Consider the following 18,283-nt stretch of genomic DNA (forward strand, 5'->3'; position numbering starts at 1 on the left):
TGGCCCCGATACGACGATTATGGCGAGTTCAAGGTCGAGGTTTCGGCCACAATGAGATACAACGGGCGTTGTTGCCGCCGCTGATTTTCTGTGGCAAGACACCTCCGACGCAGGACTGGACGGGAACAGGCAATGTCGGATTTCGCGAGCCGCCGCACGGTGATGGTGGACACTCAGATCCGCCCAGCTGATGTGACGAAATACCCGATTATCGATGCGATGCTGAGCGTTCCGCGCGAGGTCTATGTTCCTTCTCCGTTGCGCGAAGCCGCCTATGTCGGCGAGAACGTCTATATCGGGCGTGATCGCTTCCTGCTGGAACCCCGCACGTTGGCCAAGCTCCTTGATGCTCTGGACATCGGGGCAGGTGACCTCGTGCTCGATATCGGTGCGGGTCTCGGCTATTCGACCGCGGTGATCGCACGGCTTGCCGAAGCTGTCGTCGGCATCGAACAGGATGAGGAATTCGCCGCCGATGCTCAGGATCTGCTTGCGGCGCAGGGCGTGGACAACGCCGTAATGGTCAAGGGTGACTTTGCCGAAGGCTCTCCCAAACACGGGCCTTTCGACGTGATCATCCTCGAAGGAGCTGTCGAAGACGTTCCGGAAAAGATCCTCGCCCAGCTCAAGGATGGTGGCCGTATCGGTTGCCTGTTCATGGAGCGCGCACTTGGCGTCTGTCGCATCGGATACAAGATCGACGGCGAGATGACTTGGCGCTATGCTTTCAATGCTTCCGCACCTGTCCTTCCGGGCTTTGCGGCAGAGCGGGGTTTCGTGTTCTAGACTGGATCTGGACAGGACACCGCCTGACTAATGAAAAAAAGATCAGGAACGAGGCGGGACATGGCAGGGCGATCGAAGGTCAGGTTTTTCGCGGCGTTATTCGCGGCAGGTTTGTCCGTTACTTCAGTTCGGGCCGAGACGCTGACGGACGCGCTCATCGCGGCCTATCGCAACTCCAACCTTCTTGAGCAGAACCGGGCCGTTCTCCGTGCAGCGGACGAAGATGTGGCTACTGCCGTCGCAGCGTTGCGCCCGACGCTTTCCTTCGTAGCCCAGTCGCGCTGGGTCGATCCCGTTCTGACGCGGCGGCTTACGAGCACCATTGGACTTTCCACGAGTCTCACACTCTATGATTCGGGCCGGCACCGTCTTGGGATCGAGATCGCGCGCGAATCGGTGCTTGCCACGCGCGAAGCGTTGGTCGGGGTCGAGCAGCAGGTGCTGCTGAATGCAGTTCAGGCCTATATGAACGTGCGCAGTGCGATTGAATATGTCTCGCTGAACCAGAATTCGGTGCGTGTGATCGGTGAGGAGCTTCGAGCCGCGCAGGATCGATTCGAGGTTGGCGAGGTCACGCGCACCGATGTCTCGCAGGCCGAAGCTCGGCTGGCCTCGGCGCGCGCGCAACTTTCCAGCGCCCAAGGCGATCTGACCACGGCGCGGGAAGCCTACAAGGCCGCGACCGGGCAGTACCCGGGCAGTCTCGCCACGCCCCCGACGCCGCCCCGCAGCGCGGCATCGGTGGATGATGCAAAGGCGGTCGGCGTCCGTACCCATCCAGATGTGCGTCAGGCGCAGCGTCAGGTTAACGTGGCGGAACTGAACGTCTCCCTTGCGGCGGCGCAGCGCCTGCCGACAGTTTCTGCTACCGGCTCCGTCGCGCGGGATCAGAGTGGGGATGACGCCTCGGCCCTTACCCTTTCGCTGACCCAGCCAATCTATCAGGGGGGAGCATTGTCATCCCTGCATCGTCAGGCGATCGCCAGCCGCGATCAGGCGCGCGCTGCGCTTCAGCAATCGGCTGTGAACGTGGCCTACCAGGTTGGCGCAGCCTGGTCGCAACTGCAGGTTTCGCGTGCCTCTTTGGCGTCCATCGACGAACAGATCCGGGCGGCACAGGTCGCGTATGATGGTGTCCGGGAGGAGGCCCGCTTCGGTGCGCGAACCACGCTCGACGTCCTGGATGCGGAGCAGGAACTGCTGAACGCTCGGGCAAGCCGGATTTCGGCACAGTCGCAACAATATGTTGCTGCCTATTCGGTGCTGTCCGCGATGGGCCTTCTCACTGTGGATCACCTGAAGCTCGGTATCCCCACGTACGATCCGGCCGCGTACTACAATGCGGTGCGCGAGGCTCCCTATACTTCCATTCAAGGCCAGAAACTTGACCGCGTGCTTCAGAGCATGGGGAAAAAGTAACTATTTCCTGTCATCATGGCGTGTGAGTCGTGGGCTTGCCAAGCCACGTAGGGCGGCTCGATGGTCTAGCGGACAGAAGGATCGAGGCGATATGTCTGACTCCGGTAAACGTGGCGAGATCGAAGACGTGCTGACGGCGATCCGCCGTCTTCTTGCACAGGACGGTGAGGGGCTGGAGATGCGACTCCAGGGCGAACGTGCTGCCGGGGAACGTCTCATGCTTACCCCGGAATTACGGGTGGAGCACAGCGACGGACGTGCTTCCATAGAGGATGCGCTTGCCGTGCTCGAAGCAGCAGTCGCGGCGCGGGCAAACGCACCCGAGACGATGGAGTCCAAGATCTTCCGCGACGATCTTCATGATGTCGATGAAGCGCCCTTTATCTCCATTGACGAGCCGGAACCGCATACGGCGGAGCCGATCGCTTTCCGTCAACCTCAAGCCCGCCGATTCCAGCTTGTGCGGAACTCCTTCTCCCATACCGATGAGAGCGAGGACCAAGACGAACTACATGCGGAGGCCGGTCGCCCCCCGGTGGAAGTTCCTCCAGAGCCCGATGCGCCTACCGAACTGCCACCGGATTCACCGGAGGAGGCGCCGCCGGCCGATATTCCGGAAGATCCGGTGGAGGAGCCTGCCGAGATCCCTGTTGAGGAACCGGTAGAGACCCCCCCCGACGTGCCAGATGAGATACCTCTTGAAGACCCAGGCGCGGAGCAGATGGAATTCTCTTCTGCCATCGGCAGGATTGAGGCGGAGGCACAAACCTATCTTCCTGAAGAGGTGCGCCTCGATCAAGGTTCAAAAGACGTGCCCTCGGCAGCGCCGCCTGATCTGGATGATGACATCGGTCTTTTCGCGGATGACAGATCAGTACTGGATGATGAACATATACGCATGCTTGTAGCGGAGGTTCTGAGGGAAGAACTTCAGGGTTCGCTGGGAGAGCGTATGACGCGGAATGTCCGCAAACTCGTTCGGAGCGAAATTCGCAAGGCGTTCGCGGAAAGAGAGTTCGAATAGTTCAGGACGGCAGACTCAGCCAACTTGGCCGGTCGCTGCTGTGCTCTGCGAATTTGCCGTGCGATGACCGCATGGATCGAACGCTCGCTTTCTATTTTCAGGGATAGTCGATCAAGGTTAATCACGCCGTCGGATCGAAAGGCCGTGGCCGCGGGTGATCACGGCGTTTCATGTTCGCGGACGATATCAATGCTGTCCTCGACGGGATGCATGACCTGGTGCGGATCGGATAGGCGGTTAACGATGAGCATGCCGCGCAGCAGGTCGCACAGGTTGCCTCCTTTGATCAGAGGAGGATCGGCAAGGGACTTAGAACGCATATGGAGGCGTGACCTTGCATAACGGCAGAACTTACCACCGGTTTTTTGACCGCAATATCGGCAGACCTTGACGTCTCCGCTGGCACGCGTCTCAGAATCCCGAAACCCTTCACCGTCTTCGATGATGAAGGATCGTTTCAAGAGAGTGAGCCGATTCGACTCCACGCATTGACACCATCCTGTAGGTGTTCGGCATTACACGATGTCAATGCCGGGAGATGCGGAAAGAAGTGAGATGAGGAGAGCGTCCCATCCCCGTATCCCCGCCGCCCTGAACGATATCCGGCTGGCAGAGCCGCAGGGTGTCCTGTTTGAACGGACGGCGGCCTGCATGATCTTTACTGACCACAATGTTCGGATAGCCAATAAAAAAAGGCGCGCAACGGGGCGCGCCCTTTTTGATGCCAATTCTTCGGTTCAGGCAGCTTCAGCCTGTTCCAGAAGGTGGCGGCGTTCGCTTTCCTCACGGGAGAGGGCAACGGAAGTGCGGATGCCCTTCGCGACAAACTCCATGAGGCCCTTCACGACACGCTCGTTCGGGTCGATCCCGGCGCAGGAAAGAACTTCGCGCCCATCGCGAGACCTTGCCCAGCGAGCGATCTGTTCCGGTCCATTCCCGTATTTCTTGTCATCAGCAATCGCATCGTCCAAGGCAGCAAGGACAACCGCGGCGAAGAGTTTACGAGCCCGCGCGCCTTGCTCGAAGTTGAAGGCATTGCCGTCGACGGAGTCGGCCATGATATCCGGTCCTTTTCTTGTTATTGCTCTTGCGTTCTTCGGGAGGTCGCCGAATATCGTGTTTAGGGCCAGCTTCGGTATTACCGTTCGGGAATACCTGCCATGCAGGCATAGCATGCCGAAACGGGGCCCATCACAATATGCAGTCACCTTACCGGGGGAGTGCCGCCGATATATAGGCCCCCCTGTCTTTCGATCAAGCATTTATCCGGCTGCGACGTCCTGTTGTTTTGCCGCAGGCGCAGTGTCGTCGCGTCATGTTCTGTGGACCGCAACGCCATCGGCGGTGAGCGGTCCGGCGGCGCGGTCGAAACGGAGGTAGGCAATGGCGCGATTTCCGGCGACGGTAAAGACGCGGCCCGCAGGCTTTCCCTCTGCCAAAACCTCAGCTCCGGGTGTCACGGGACTGTTCAGAACGACCGAAACGAAGCCCTTGCGAAGCTCTGTCTTGTGCTTCATGCGGGCCGTCACTTCCTGTCCCACGTAGCAACCCTTGCGGAAGTCGACGCCGTTGAGGCGGTCGAACCCGGCTTCGAGGATATACGTGTCGTCCGGTTGCAGCTCCACCCCCGCTTCGGGAATGGTCTCCGCCACCCGAATGGCATCCCAGTCCACGGTGGGCGGGGCGCCTTCTTCATCTGTATAAAGCCGCCAGCCCATTGCGGGATGGCGCGGATCGCGGAGCCCACCTTCCGGCGGCTCCCCCAAGCCGCGCAGCACGTGGAGAGGGCTGGGCGTGATGGTGACATCGGCGCGGAGCCGATACATCTGGAGACGACGAGCGAGGCCCTCCGCCTGTTCCGCATCGGCGTCGAGCAGGATCCGGTCCCCCGCATCGGCGAGGAAGAAATCCGCCAGATACTTGCCCTGCGGCGTCAGCAGCGCCGCGTAGACCAGCCCATCCTTCAGCCGACCGAGATCGTTGGTGACAAGGTTCTGAAGAAAGCTGACCCGATCTGCACCGGCTATTTCATAGATCCTTCGATTGGATGCGCGTTCGCCCGTCATGCCCTTGGCTCCCTGTCATTCACCGATATGGGCATGGTCGACTGGAATTGCAGCCGGTAGAGGCCCGCATAGAGTCCATCGCGGGACAGTAGTTCCTCATGCGTGCCTTCATCGACCACGCGGCCTTGATCCATCACGATGATCTTGTGCGCGTCGCGGATGGTCGACAGCCGGTGCGCAATGACCAGCGTCGTGCGGCCGACGGAGAGCCTGTCCAGCGCCGCCTGCACCAGAGCCTCCGAGCGGGCGTCTAGGGCGGAGGTCGCCTCGTCCAGAAGAAGGATGGGCGCGTCACGGAGCAGGGCGCGCGCGATGGCCACGCGTTGTCTCTGTCCGCCGGAGAGGGCGGAGCCGCGCGGCCCGGCGGGAGTGTCCACGCCAAGAGGCAGATGCTCCACGAACTCTGTCACATGGGCAGCATCCATCACTTCGCGGAGCCGCTCGTCGCTCACGTCCTGTCGGCCCAGTGTGATGTTTTCCCGGATCGTCTCGTCGAAGAGCGCGGCATCCTGGGTTACGACGGAAAACATGGCGCGGAGGTCGGGCAGTGGAATGTCCATGATGTCCACACCGCCCACCGTCACAAGGCCTGACTGCGCATCAACAAGGCGGGTGAGCAGGTTGAACACCGTGCTCTTGCCAGCGCCAGAGGCGCCGACGAGCGCCGTCGTCCTGCCCGCTTCCGCCGTGAAGGTAACGCCGCGCAGCACCGGCATCTCGCCATAGGCGAGGGTCACGTCCTGCAACCGGATCTCAGTCTCGCCCGGTGCGGGCAGGCGCGGGTGGGCAGGCGCGCTGATGGAGGGAAGCGTATCCATCAGCCGGTAGACCCGCTCAAGGCTCGCCGCCGCGACCTGCCACGTACCTGCCGTATCGCCGAGCCTGCGGATCGGCTGGAAGGTAAGCGCCATGGCGGTGAAGAACGACATGAACTGCGCGAGAGTCTTTTCGCCCGCGATGATCTCCCGCCCGCCAAGCACGAGGACGGCAAAGAAGCCAAGGCCCGTCACCACGTCGATCAGCGCCGGAATGGTCGAGCGGCCGGCGGCGTTCTTCACTTCCGCCCGCACGATCGTGTCGATGATTCGCTCGAACCGACTGGACTGATAACCCTCCATCCGGTTCAGCTTGATCGGGATGATGCCGTGAAAGATTTCGTCCAGCCGCGTCGCGCGGAGGCTGGCCTGGCGGCGGCTCTGCGTTGTCTTGCGACGGACGTAGCGCTGGATGCTGGCAATCGGCAGGATGAGAAGCGGCGTGCCGACCAGCGCCACCATCGTCCAGAGCGGGTCGATGGAAATAGCCACCGCAAACAGCGACACCAGCGCCACGCCATCCCGACCTACTGCGGAGATCAGGGTGATCCAGATGCCCTGAATGGCCATCGTGTCACCCTGCACGCGTTCGATGAGGGCACCGGGCGGGTTTTCCTGAAAGAACCGGCTGTCCAGCGTCAGGATATGGCGCAGCAGGTCGGCCTGCATGGCTGTCGAGGTGCGCTGTGCGATGCGCGACAGCATCGTCTTGCTGAGGATGGAGGTGATCGCGCGGATCAGGAACAGCCCGAAGATCGCCGCGCCCACCCACCAGATCGCGGAAGGGTCGGCACCTGCGAACACCTTTTCGAACAGCGGCTGGAGCATGTAGCTCAGCGCGCCGAGGGTGGAGCCCTCGATCACCATCAGCACGGCGACCAGCGACATAGCCGGGATCTGGTGGCGCAGGTAATCGTGCCACAGCCGGCCGAACAGCCTGCGGGAGGTATAGGAATCGCCCGTCGCGTGGCGGGACTTGCTCGGGTCAGACATCCGGGCGCTCTGCCTAGGGGGCGTTGGCTGCGGTGTAGCGGCTCTGCGGCCCAAGGGCAAGCCGTGCGCCCGGTTGACCCGTGCGGCGGGGCGCACTAGGGGTTGAACCGCGCCTTGCATGGAGAGTTTTCGATGAGCCTCGGCTTCGGTCGTCATTACCTTGCCATCCCCGGTCCGTCGGTCATGCCCGACCGGGTTCTGAACGCCATGCACGTGCCGGCGCCGAACATCTATACCGGCGCGCTGGTCGATACGGTGGACGGTATCGTGGCGGATCTTCGCACGCTGGCTCATACGAAGGACAATGTGGCGATCTACATCGCCAATGGTCACGGGGCCTGGGAGGCGGCGAATGCCAATGTGTTCAGCCGGGGTGACCGGGCGCTCAGCCTTGCGACCGGGCGGTTCGGCATCAACTGGGCCGCACAGGCGCGCGAGATGGGGGTGGAGATCGACATGATCGACTTCGGCCTGCGCGCGCCGGTAGATGCGCAACGGGTGGAGGAGGCGCTGCGCGCAGACACCGGGCACAGCTACAAGGCGGTCCTGCTGACTCATGTGGATACGGCGACCTCTGTCCGCAACGACGTGCAGGCCGTGCGCCAGGCGATGGACGCGGCGGGGCATCCGGCGCTGCTGATGGTGGACTGCGTGGCCTCCTTCGCTTGCGATCCGTTCGAGATGGATGCCTGGGGTGTGGATGTTCTGGTAACGGCGAGCCAGAAGGGCCTGATGACGCCGCCGGGGCTTGGCATCCTGTTCTTCTCCGACAAGGCGAAGCAGACGACCCGCGGCAACGACCTGCGCACGCCCTATTGGGACTGGCAGCCGCGGGCGGAGCCGCAGGAGTTCTATCAGCATTTCTACGGCACCGCGCCCACGCATCTGCTGCTGGGTCTTGCCGAGGCGCTGAACATGATCCTGCGCGAGGAGGGATATGAGGCGGTGATGCAGCGTCACAAGACACTTGCCCGCACCGTCTGGGCTGCCTTTGATGCCTGGAGCCACGGGAGCGAGATTGCCCTCAACATCGCTGATCCGGCTTTCCGCGGCCATTCCGTGACTGCAGCCCGCATGGGCGCGCCGCACGGCACCGCGCTGCGGGAATGGACGGAAAAGAACGTGGGCGTGACGCTGGGCATCGGGCTTGGCATGGCGGAGCCGGGTGACCCCTTGTGGCACGGTTTCCTGCGCGTGGCCCATATGGGGCATGTGAACGCCCATATGACACTGGGCGTTCTGTCGGTGATGGAAGCAGGGCTGCGCGCCCTCGACATTCCGCACGGGCCGGGCGCGCTGGACGCGGCGGCGCAGGTGATCGCCTCCAGCTGCTGAACCCGATCGGCTCGCTTAGTATCCGTGCTTGGCGAGCCAGTCGTTCATCCAGCCGATTTCCTTCTCCTGAGCGGAGATCACTTCCTCGGCAAGTTTCTTCACCTCCGGATCCTTGCCGTATTCGAGCACGACCTTCGCCATGTCGATGGCACCCTGGTGGTGCGGGATCATGCCGCGGATAAAGTCCACATCGGCATCGCCCGTATAGGGCACGCTCATCGCGGAATGCATCTTCTCCATCGCCTCCATGTAGGCGGCGGTGGAAGGGCTTTCCATGCTACTCCCCTGCATGCCATGCGCCGAATGATCCTGCGCAAGCGCGGGGAGGGTGAAAAGGCTGAGTGTCGCTGCGCAGAGAGCGGCGGTGATCGGTTGCATGATGGCCTCCGTTACTGGGAAACCGCACCGTCGGACCTTCCAGCGGGGGGAAGGCAAGTCACGCGGGCGTGACGCCCTCCCGTGCGGCGGCCAGCGCCCCCGGCAGCACCTCCTCCAGAAGGTCGAGATCGGCCGGCCGCCCCGCGCTGATGCGGATGCAGCGGTCGAGGGGTGCGACCCCCGGCATGCGGATGAATACGCCCCGCGCGCCGAGTTCCGCGACGATCCGGCGGGCGAGCGCCCCATCTCCGCCGCTGTCGATGGCGACGAAGTTGGTAGCGGAGGGTAGGGCATGCAGCCCGTTAGCAGCGGCAATCGCGCCGATCCTCTCCCGCGCGATGCCAACGTTTCTACGGGTCTGTTCCAGCCATCCTGTATCGGCCAGCGCGGCCAGCGCCCCGGCCTGCGCGATACGCGACATGCCGAAATGGTTGCGTACCTTGTCGAAGGCGCGGACGAGGGGGGCGGCAGCCAGGGCGTAGCCGACCCGCGCCCCCGCCATGCCATAGGCCTTGGAGAAGGTCCGCATGCGGATCACCCGCGGATCATCCGCCGCGATCCGTGCCGCTGTACCTTCGGGGGCCAGCTCCACATAGGCCTCGTCCAGCACGAGAAGGGTGCCGTCGGGCAGGGCCTCCACCATCTGTTCGATCAGTCTTCCGGGATGGTGGCTCGCCATCGGATTGTCGGGATTTGCAAGGTAGATCAGCTTGGGCCGCAGCGTCGAAGCCAGTGCAACAAGCGCCGCCGGATCCTCATGATCCTGCCGATAGGGCACCTTGTGCAGCACCCCGCCGCAACCCGCCACATGGAAGTTGAACGTGGGATAGGCCCCCTCCGATGTGACGACGGCATCGCCGGGCGCGATGACCAGCCGCGCGAGATAACCCAGGAGTCCGTCGATCCCTTCGCCCACCACCACATTCTCCGGCCGGAGACCATGATATGTGGCGAGCGCCTCCCGCAGATCATGATTTTCGGGATCGCCATACATCCATACATCGCTGGCCGCACGCGCCATGGCCTCGATAGCCTTCGGCGAGGGACCAAAGACATTCTCGTTCGCGCCGAGCCGGGCTCGGAAAGGGGTGCCGCTTCGCCGCTCCAGCGTTTCGGGGCCGACGAACGGCACTGTGGCGGGAAGTGCATCGACAAGGGGGGTATAGCGCGGTCCGGTCATGGCGCATGACAAGCGCAAACGCGCGCGCCGCGCAAGGGGGGATCAGCTCTGCCGGCGGAAGGGACTGAAAAGCGCAGCGAGACGCGCGGAGGTTTCCGCCTGTGCGGGCGTGTCTATGCGCCGCACCTGCCGTGTCGGCGTATGGAACCGGACCGTGGGGTGAAGGCGACCCTTTACCGGCCCGTTTGCGCGGGGGCTGCGGATCAGGAATACCTTGCCCCAGCCATCGAACGTGCCAACCGGGCGCGCACTGGCGTCGCAGGGAAAACGGAGCCGCCAGTCCTGCGGCAGCGGCACGCCTTGCGCCTCCACGCGTTCAAGCATCCAGACCAGCGGAATATTGGCAAGCTGCCGACCCTGCCGGCCGGTATGCACCTGTCCGCCGATATCGGGATGGGCGCCGCGAAACCACGTGTCCTCTGCCCGTCCTTCCCAGTCAGGCAGGGTCTGCCACGGCAAGGGGCTGAAGGCGACACGCGTCTCGTCAAGCGCCAAAGCCTGCGCGGCATAGCGAACCGAAGGACCGAGGTCGAGCTGATGAAATGCGTGCTCCGCCTCCGTCAGGCGCCAGAGCAGCGGTAGCCGGAGGCCGAGCGCCTTCACAGTATCCCAGACGCCGATCATCGCGATTTCGACCTGCGTATGACAGTGGGCCACGCGGAAAGAGGAAGCACTGTCGCTCTGGGGGGCAAGCCGGTAATGACGAAAGACCTGCCGGATATTGCGCTCCGTGGCTTCTTCCGCACGCAGAAGACCCAGCCGGTCAATCATCCCGGCAAGCGATCTGACGGCAAACCCGCCCCGTGAATATCCGAACAGGAACACCCGATCACCCGGACGGTATCGGCAGGCAAGGAAGCCGTAGGCGCGCTGTATCTGATCGTTGATCGAGGCACCTGTGATGATGTCCGGCAGGCTGGACCACCCTTTCCATTGAATCCCCGCCTCGTAGAAAAGCGAAAGCCGAGAGGCACATCCAGCCTCTCGGAGCAGGCGGAAGGTATGGCCGGCATTCGTTTCCTGCCCTGATGTCAGGCTGGAAAGCGTGCCGTCGAGAATGATGACGTGATCCATCGCAGGGCGCGCCTTCCGGCGCTTTGGCAGGGGAGTCGTGGCGGTGATCGGGGCAACATCCGCGAGGCCGAGGAGCCGCCGCATATCCGTGAAACGCCAGATGCCCATTCCGACCTCCGCTCCGCCGTCTGCCGATACCGGTTGACCGTCTCCCTGAAGGAGTGACACAGCCAGATCACCGTAACACGGCGAAAGCCCATCGACTTTATGACAATGCGGCACGACCGCTGCGGGTTGCCTGCGGGCGGAAAAATACTTTTTCTGCATGAAAAAGGCGCGTCAATGGACGCGCCTCGGGCAGTTATGTGTTGGCCTGTGAGCGGGCCGTCAGCCCTTCAGCTTGAGCACCGTCGCGACGCTGAGTTCGCCGAACCCGTTGAAGCGCGTATTGGTGGCGATCGAATAGGCGCCCATGCCGTGGAACAGCACGTAGTCTTCCTCGCGCATGTCGCCAGGCAGGGCCAAGACGCCTGGCAGACGGTCAACGCTATCGCAGGTCGGGCCGAAAACGATGCGCTCCACCGTCTCGCCGCTACGTTTCACTCCAGCGGGAGAGATGACCTCCGTCCGGTCGATGATGCCGATGAGCGGGAGTTCCGCGAAAGCGCCATAGACACCGTCGTTCAGGAAGACGTGCTCATCGTCGCGCACCGCCTTCACCCGGCTGGCGAGCGAAAAGGCCCCAGCGCAGAGACCCCGGCCCGGCTCGCAGACCAGCGCCGGACGATCCGCGCCAAAGGCTTCCGTGGCGACCGTGTCGATCAGCCGAAAAATCGCCTCCAGCTGCGGTTCGATCTCGTTCAGCCGGTGGGAGGGAAAGCCGCCGCCCACATTGAGCCGCGCGATCCTCACCCCCGCCATGGCTGAAATCTCGGCCGCTGCGCGGATATATGCCTCCCATGCGGTGGGATCCGTGCATTGAGTGCCCGGATGGAAGGTCAGCGAGGGGATGAAGCCCGCGTCGGCGACCATCGCCAGCAGGTCCGCCGCAAGCTCCACCGTCGCGCCGAACTTTGCACCGAAGTTGTAGGCCGCACCGGCGACGGGCAGCTTGAACCGCACGGAAATCTCGGTGCCCTGTGCGGGGACCAGAGAGATGAGCTTGGCCAGTTCGCTCCGCGAATCGACGGAGTAGGACGCTACGCCCAATTCGACAGCCGTGAGGATTTCCGAACGCGCCCGCACCGGGTTGTTGTAGTGCATGGCCGCACTGGGCGCGATCCGGCGGATCAGCCGCATCTCGGCGGGAGAGGCGACATCGAAGCCCTGCACACCAGCGGCGGCAAGGTTTTCGATGACGATCTCATCGGGGTTCGATTTCACGGCATAAGTGACCAAGCCGGGGAAACCGTCGATGAACCGCCGTGCCGTCGCCTGCAGAACGGCAGGCGAGAAAAACATAACAGGCGCGTCGGGTTGCTGAATGCGGAGGTATTCGGACGGAGTCGTCCAGATCGTTTTCGAGAGCCCCATCGGCGTGTTCCTTCTTCTGCCAACAGAGCGCAGCCTACCCCAGCCCTGGAACAACCAGTTCGGAGCCGCTTACGCGTCAAACCAAACCAGGCCAGGTGCGTATGAGCCGCCCTTTTCCTGAAAACGAGGATGTCGCATATGGAGCCAAACAGGTGCCGTGGGAAGTGTTGTTTTTGCCTGTGGCTTCGTTAAAATGACGAAAGCCGCTGACAGATTCACGAGGTGAGATTCTGGACGATCTGGACAGGTCCATCGTTGCCCAACTGGCCGCGGATGCGCGTATTTCCCTCGCCACGCTGGCGCGGCGGCTGAAGGTGGCGCGCTCCACCCTGCAGTCGCGTCTGGAGCGTCTGGAAACCTCCGGCGTCATCACCGGCTACACGGTCAGGCTAGGAGAAGCGGGGCAACGGGGGCGATTGCGGGCGACCGTGCTCCTGACGATCGACCTCCGGCTCCAATCCGGAATCGTGAACCGGTTGAAGGCGATGCCGGAGGTGGAGACGATCCATTCCACCTCCGGGCGCGTCGATCTTCTGTTGACGCTGGCCGCCGCCACAACACAATCGCTGGATACGGTGCTCGACGCCATCGGCGCCATACCGGGCGTCAAGGCGTCGGAGAGCTTCATCCATCTGACGACAAAGCTCGACCGTGTCGTGGCGGGGGGGCTGCCGACCTAGTCGCGGCGCTTGAGGCCGCCCGTGCGGGCGACCTGCTCCACGGTCGCAATCACGGTGGAAAGGCGTTTCTCATCCGGCGGATGGGTTCCCCAGAACGACAGCTTCCCGTCGGCGGTCTTCGCCGCCTCTGGCCGGGCAAAGAACCGGGCGCCCTTCACCGGGTCATACCCGGCCCGTTCGGCGATCACCGTGCCGATCGCATCTGCCTCCAGCTCATAGGTCTGGCTGTAGGCCATGCCGCCCACCGCGCCGCCAAGCGCCATGTTCGCCTGCATCTGCTGCAGGTCGTCGGCCCGCGAACGATAGGGATTCGCGTTGTTGGCGTTCACCTGCGCGGCTGCGGTCAACACACCCATGATGACCGTTCCGGCAAGCATCTGCTGCCGCTTCTTCTCGATATGCTGGCCGATGTGGTGTCCGAACTCATGGCCGAGCACAAAGGCGATCTCGTCATCGTTACGGGCGTCGCGGATGAGCGGCAGAGTGACTGTGACGGTCGGCTTGCCATGTTCATAATGCTGGTAGGCATTGCGCTGCCGCGCCGCGCCATCCACGGCGAGCTGCACGTCGCAGTCGAAGCCCTTTAACTCGACGGTTTCCTCACGACAGAACCGCTCCGCCACCGGCTTCACCCGCGCAAGCACCCTTTGATGCCGGGAGAGGGCGGCTGAGTCACTGATGGCGGGAGCGGATGTCTTGCGGGACTGCTCCTCCGCGAACATGGCGCGGGCGGCGGTGACATGACCCTCGCCCGGACGGGCAACCTGATAGGTGGTTCCGCAGGCGGTGAGATTCAGGGCCGCCGCAAGCAGCAGAGCGTTGCGACCCGCCATCGGACGGAAGAACGGCAAAACGCCGGGGGTCGGACTGGTGAACAATATGGTCTCCTGAAAAAAGCTGCAAACCGCGCCTTGGCGGCGGGGCAGTCCTTGGATAGACCTGCGGGCGTTAAGAAAGTGGAACCCGACCATGGAAAAGACGTTCGACGCGCAATCCGCGGAAGCGCGGATCTACGAAACCTGGGAAAAGGCGGGTGCCTTCAAGGCGGGCGCGAATGCGTCGCGCGCGGAGACTTTCTGCGTGATGATCCCGCCGCCGAACGTCACCGGATCGCTCCATATGGGGCATGCGTTCAACAATACCCTTCAGGACATTCTGGTCCGCTGGCACCGGATGCGCGGCTTCGACACGCTGTGGCAGCCGGGACAGGACCACGCCGGGATAGCCACCCAGATGGTCGTCGAGCGGGAACTGGCACGCAGCCAGCAGCCGGGCCGCCGGGAAATGGGGCGCGAAGCCTTTCTGGAAAAGGTCTGGGAGTGGAAGGAGCAGTCGGGCGGCACGATCATCAACCAGTTGAAGCGTCTCGGCGCCTCCTGCGATTGGTCGCGCAACGCCTTTACCATGGATCCGAACTTCCAGCAGGCAGTGATCAAGGTCTTTGTCGACATGTACGACAAGGGCTACATCTACCGCGGCAAGAGGCTGGTGAACTGGGATCCGCATTTCGAGACGGCGATTTCCGATCTGGAGGTGGAGAACGTCGAGGTGAAGGGCCACATGTGGCACTTCAAATACCCGCTGGAGAACGGCGAAACCTACGAATACGTGGAGAAGGATGCCGACGGCAATGTCACGCTCCGCGAGGTGCGGGACTATATCTCCATCGCTACCACGCGGCCCGAGACGATGCTGGGCGATGGTGCCGTAGCGGTTCATCCGTCGGATGAACGTTATGCGCCAATCGTCGGAAAACGTGTGCTTCTCCCGCTTGCAGATCGCTACATTCCAATCATCGCAGACGAGTATCCTGATCCGGCCTTCGGTTCCGGCGCGGTGAAGATCACCGGCGCGCACGACTTCAACGACTACAAGGTCGCGGAGCGGCACGGCCTGCCGCTTTACGTGCTGCTGGACGGCAAGGGCCGGATGCGGGACGACGCCGCCGACGATAACATGGTGCCCGAGAAATACCGCGGCCTCGACCGGTTCGAGGCGCGCAAGCAGGTCATCGCCGATATCGATGCGCTGGGGCTTCTGGAGAAGATCGAGGACAAGATCATCACCCAGCCCTTCGGCGACCGCTCCAAGGTGGTCATCGAGCCGATGCTGACCGACCAGTGGTTCGTGGACACGACCAAGATCGTCGGCCCGGCGCTGGACGCGGTGCGCAACGGTGACACGCGCATCCTGCCGGAGCGGGACGAGAAGGTCTATTTCCATTGGCTGGAGAATATCGAGCCGTGGACCATCTCGCGCCAACTCTGGTGGGGTCATCAGATCCCGGTGTGGTACGGGCTGGATCTGGGCCTGTCGCAGGGCAGCGGTCTGGGGGACGAGGATCACGACGGGGAGATCGACGAGGTCGAGATCTTCGACCTGCTGATGAACGGCGGCATGCTGCATCGGGGCGAGGTCCATTACGCCGCGACCGATTTCGATGCCGTGCGGGAGCGGTTCCTCGACGAGATCGCCGATATCCCCGCGCCCTTCAGCCATTCGATGGTCGTAGAGGTGGCGGACAAGGCGGAGGCCATCGAGCGCCTGGCCGCGAGCCTCGCCCAATACAACATCGATCAGGATCCGACGAAACTCGTCTATCCGGTCTGGCGCGACGCGGATGTGCTGGACACTTGGTTCTCCTCCGGGCTTTGGCCGATCGGCACGCTGGGCTGGCCGGAGGATACGCCGGAGTTGCGCAAGTATTTCCCGACGGATGTACTGGTCACCGGCTTCGACATCATCTTCTTCTGGGTGGCGCGGATGATGATGATGCAGCTTGCGGTTGTCGGGCAGGTGCCGTTTCATACGGTCTATGTCCATGCGCTCGTGCGCGACGAAAAGGGCAAAAAGATGTCCAAGTCGCTCGGCAACGTGCTGGATCCGCTGGAACTCATCGATGAATACGGCGCGGATGCGGTGCGCTTCACGCTCACGGCGATGGCGGCGATGGGGCGTGACCTGAAGCTTTCCACTCAGCGGATTGCCGGTTATCGCAACTTCGGCACGAAGCTATGGAACGCCACGCGCTTTGCCGAGATGAATGGCGTCTGGGAAAACCACGCGACCGGTTCCGCCCCTCCGGCGACGGCGACAGCGAACCGCTGGATCCTCGGCGAGACGGGCCGCATCCGCGCGACGGTGGACGAGGCGCTGGCCGCCTACCGGTTCAATGACGCGGCGAACGCGCTTTATGCCTTTGTCTGGGGCAAGGTGTGCGACTGGTATGTGGAATTCGCCAAGCCCTTGCTGGCGGATGAAGCGACCGCGGCGGAAACCCGCGCTATGATGGCATGGGTGCTGGACCAGTGCTTCATCCTGCTTCATCCCATGATGCCCTTCGTAACCGAGGAACTGTGGGAGACGACCGGCAAACGGGCAAAGATGCTCGTCCATTCCGATTGGCCGACCTACGGCGCGGAACTGGGCGATGCCGAAGCCGACCGCGAGATGGGGTGGGTCATAGCGCTGATCGAGGAAATACGTTCCGCGCGGGCGCAGATGCATGTGCCTGTGGCGTTGAAGCTGGCCATCGTCGTGACGTCAATCGACGCGGCTGGGCGCGCCGCCTGGGCGCGTAACGAGGCGTTGATCCGGCGGTTGGCGCGAATCGAGTCGCTGACCGAAGCGGAGACGGCGCCTCGCGGCTCCGTCACCATTGCGGTGGAGGGCGCGACCTTCGCCTTGCCGCTCGATGGCGTGATCGACATAGCCGAGGAAAAGGCGCGGCTGGAGAAAACGCTGCAGAAGCTCGACAAGGACCTGTCGGGGCTGCGCGGGCGGCTTGGCAACCCGAAGTTCGCCGAAAGCGCGCCGGAGGATGTGGTCGAGGAAACCCGTGAGAAGCTGGAGCTCGGCGAGGAAGAGGCCGCGAAACTCCGTGCCGCGCTGGCCCGGCTGGCGGAGATCGCCTGATCGGGGGAAGGCACGGGCTCAGGCGGGCGCTGCCCGCCCTCGCCCCTGCCTCGCGGTCTACCTTCGGGGAGCCGCGGGACTGCCGGTGATGTCCCGATTCCGTGAACGGCGGGGGGCATCCTTGTGTCCCGCATGCGGGCCCTCTCTGCCGGGGCTGACCCCGTTCAGGCAGCGCTTTCGGAGGCGGGACGGATGCCGAGATTGGCGCAGACCTGTTGCGTCAGTTGCGGACGGTTCAGCGTGTAGAAGTGCAAGTCCTCGACCCCGCCCGCGATAAGCGCCTCGCAGAGTTCGGTGCATTGCTCGACGGCGAAGGCGGCTTCGCGGCCCGAGTCCACTGCAGCGGTGAAGCGCGCATCAAGCGAGGCAGGCACGGAAGCGCCGCAGCGGGCGGCAAAGCCGCGCACGCCCTTCCAGCTGTTCACCGGCATGATGCCCGGTATGATCGGCACGTCGACCCCCGCCGCGACAGCCGCATCCCGGAAGCGGAAGTAGATGTCGGGCGAGAAGAAGAACTGGGTGATTGCCGATGAAGCGCCAGCGGCCACCTTGCGGCGGAGCCAGGCGACATCTGAGGGGGTGTCGGACGACTCGGGATGAGGCTCCGGGTAAGCGCCGACATGGAGCCGGAAATCTCCCGTCGCGGCCAGCGCCTCCACCAGCTCCACCGAACTCGCGAACCCCTCCGGGTGCGGCGTGAAACCGGAGGCGCCCTTGGGCGGATCGCCCCTGAGAGCCACGATTTCCTTCACCCCGGCCTCGGCATAGGCGCGCGCGATTTCCAGCGTCTCCTCCCGCGTGGCATCCACGCAGGTCAGGTGCGCGGCGACGTTCAGCCCGTAGTTCCTGTGGATTGTCGTTACCGCCTCATGCGTGAGCTTCCGCGTCGTCCCGCCTGCACCGTAGGTCACGGAGACGAAGGCCGGGTTCAGCGGCGCGAGCGCCTGCACCGTCTCCCACAGGCGAAAGCTCGCCTCCAGCGACTGCGGGGGGAAGAACTCGAAAGAGATGCGAGGGGTCGTCATGGGCGTATCCGTCTTCTGGGCGGGTTCTTCTGCCATGTTCGCCGACCCGAGGCAAATCTTATGTCCCGAAGGCCAGGGAGGGCTTTCCTTTTGCTGCGCGCCCGCAGGTCCACGGCCTGG

16 protein-coding genes are annotated in these 18,283 nt (G+C 63.3%); 6 read left to right on the plus strand and 10 right to left on the minus strand.

The window, feature by feature from the left end; all coding sequences use genetic code 11:
* Nucleotides 1–132 precede the first annotated feature (132 nt).
* The 3 genes from CG51_RS00850 (at nt 133) to CG51_RS19005 (ending at nt 3,229) form a co-directional block, all read left to right on the plus strand.
* A complete protein-coding gene (locus CG51_RS00850) occupies nt 133–786 on the plus strand; it encodes a protein-L-isoaspartate O-methyltransferase family protein (RefSeq protein ID WP_035740830.1) in 654 nt (217 codons plus the stop codon).
* A 60-nt stretch (nt 787–846) separates the two neighbouring features.
* Entirely contained in the window at nt 847–2,205 is a 1,359-nt protein-coding gene (locus CG51_RS00855) for a TolC family outer membrane protein (RefSeq protein ID WP_035740832.1), read from the plus strand.
* A gap of 91 nt (nt 2,206–2,296) precedes the next feature.
* Entirely contained in the window at nt 2,297–3,229 is a 933-nt protein-coding gene (locus CG51_RS19005; RefSeq protein ID WP_051929957.1) for a hypothetical protein, read from the plus strand.
* A gap of 158 nt (nt 3,230–3,387) precedes the next feature.
* Here CG51_RS19005 and CG51_RS19860 read toward each other — a convergent pair whose 3' ends face one another.
* The 4 genes from CG51_RS19860 to CG51_RS00875 form a co-directional block, all read right to left on the minus strand.
* On the minus strand, nt 3,388–3,690 hold the full coding sequence (locus CG51_RS19860) for a hypothetical protein (RefSeq protein ID WP_143412829.1): 303 nt from the start codon (nt 3,688–3,690) through the stop codon (nt 3,388–3,390).
* A 276-nt stretch (nt 3,691–3,966) separates the two neighbouring features.
* Nucleotides 3,967–4,287 (minus strand): DUF6280 family protein, encoded by a 321-nt coding sequence (locus CG51_RS00865; protein ID WP_035706383.1) that lies wholly within the window; start codon nt 4,285–4,287, stop codon nt 3,967–3,969.
* Nucleotides 4,288–4,542: 255 nt separating this feature from the next.
* Entirely contained in the window at nt 4,543–5,295 is a 753-nt protein-coding gene (gene ygfZ / locus CG51_RS00870) for a CAF17-like 4Fe-4S cluster assembly/insertion protein YgfZ (RefSeq protein ID WP_035740834.1), read from the minus strand.
* On the minus strand, nt 5,292–7,103 hold the full coding sequence (locus CG51_RS00875; RefSeq protein WP_051929958.1) for an ABC transporter ATP-binding protein: 1,812 nt from the start codon (nt 7,101–7,103) through the stop codon (nt 5,292–5,294). Before CG51_RS00875 ends, ygfZ begins: the two co-directional genes overlap by 4 nt.
* Before the next feature lie 132 nt (nt 7,104–7,235).
* Here CG51_RS00875 and CG51_RS00880 point away from each other — a divergent pair, with 132 nt between their 5' ends.
* On the plus strand, nt 7,236–8,438 hold the full coding sequence (locus tag CG51_RS00880) for a pyridoxal-phosphate-dependent aminotransferase family protein (protein ID WP_035740836.1): 1,203 nt from the start codon (nt 7,236–7,238) through the stop codon (nt 8,436–8,438).
* A 15-nt stretch (nt 8,439–8,453) separates the two neighbouring features.
* Here the strand turns inward: CG51_RS00880 and copM are convergent, their stop codons facing one another.
* The 4 genes from copM to CG51_RS00900 all read right to left on the minus strand — a co-directional run bounded on the left by copM (nt 8,454) and on the right by CG51_RS00900 (nt 12,543).
* Nucleotides 8,454–8,816, minus strand: coding sequence for a CopM family metallochaperone (gene copM, locus CG51_RS00885; RefSeq protein ID WP_035740839.1), 363 nt, complete (start codon nt 8,814–8,816; stop codon nt 8,454–8,456).
* A 58-nt stretch (nt 8,817–8,874) separates the two neighbouring features.
* Nucleotides 8,875–9,996 carry a pyridoxal phosphate-dependent aminotransferase gene (locus CG51_RS00890; RefSeq protein ID WP_035740841.1) on the minus strand — a complete coding sequence of 374 codons (1,122 nt, stop codon included), beginning with the start codon at nt 9,994–9,996 and terminating at the stop codon, nt 8,875–8,877.
* A gap of 42 nt (nt 9,997–10,038) precedes the next feature.
* Nucleotides 10,039–11,178 (minus strand): DUF2235 domain-containing protein, encoded by a 1,140-nt coding sequence (locus CG51_RS00895; RefSeq protein WP_233141180.1) that lies wholly within the window; start codon nt 11,176–11,178, stop codon nt 10,039–10,041.
* 219 nt (nt 11,179–11,397) lie between these two features.
* On the minus strand, nt 11,398–12,543 hold the full coding sequence (locus CG51_RS00900; protein WP_035740843.1) for a type III PLP-dependent enzyme: 1,146 nt from the start codon (nt 12,541–12,543) through the stop codon (nt 11,398–11,400).
* Between the two features lie 230 nt (nt 12,544–12,773).
* On the opposite strand from CG51_RS00900, the gene CG51_RS00905 reads away from it, so the two are divergent.
* Nucleotides 12,774–13,223 (plus strand): Lrp/AsnC family transcriptional regulator, encoded by a 450-nt coding sequence (locus CG51_RS00905; protein WP_035740845.1) that lies wholly within the window; start codon nt 12,774–12,776, stop codon nt 13,221–13,223.
* Here the strand turns inward: CG51_RS00905 and CG51_RS00910 are convergent.
* Nucleotides 13,220–14,101, minus strand: a complete 882-nt coding sequence (locus CG51_RS00910; protein WP_051929959.1) for a M48 family metalloprotease — start codon at nt 14,099–14,101, stop codon at nt 13,220–13,222. The genes CG51_RS00905 and CG51_RS00910 overlap by 4 nt on opposite strands.
* 91 nt (nt 14,102–14,192) lie before the next feature.
* On the opposite strand from CG51_RS00910, the gene CG51_RS00915 reads away from it, so the two are divergent.
* Nucleotides 14,193–17,138 (plus strand): valine--tRNA ligase, encoded by a 2,946-nt coding sequence (locus CG51_RS00915; RefSeq protein ID WP_035740847.1) that lies wholly within the window; start codon nt 14,193–14,195, stop codon nt 17,136–17,138.
* Between the two features lie 164 nt (nt 17,139–17,302).
* On the opposite strand, the gene metF is transcribed toward CG51_RS00915, so the two are convergent.
* Entirely contained in the window at nt 17,303–18,163 is an 861-nt protein-coding gene (gene metF / locus CG51_RS00920; RefSeq protein ID WP_035741276.1) for a methylenetetrahydrofolate reductase [NAD(P)H], read from the minus strand.
* Nucleotides 18,164–18,283: the final 120 nt, after the last annotated feature.

This window comes from Haematobacter missouriensis (assembly GCF_000740775.1).
Lineage (GTDB): Bacteria > Pseudomonadota > Alphaproteobacteria > Rhodobacterales > Rhodobacteraceae > Haematobacter > Haematobacter missouriensis.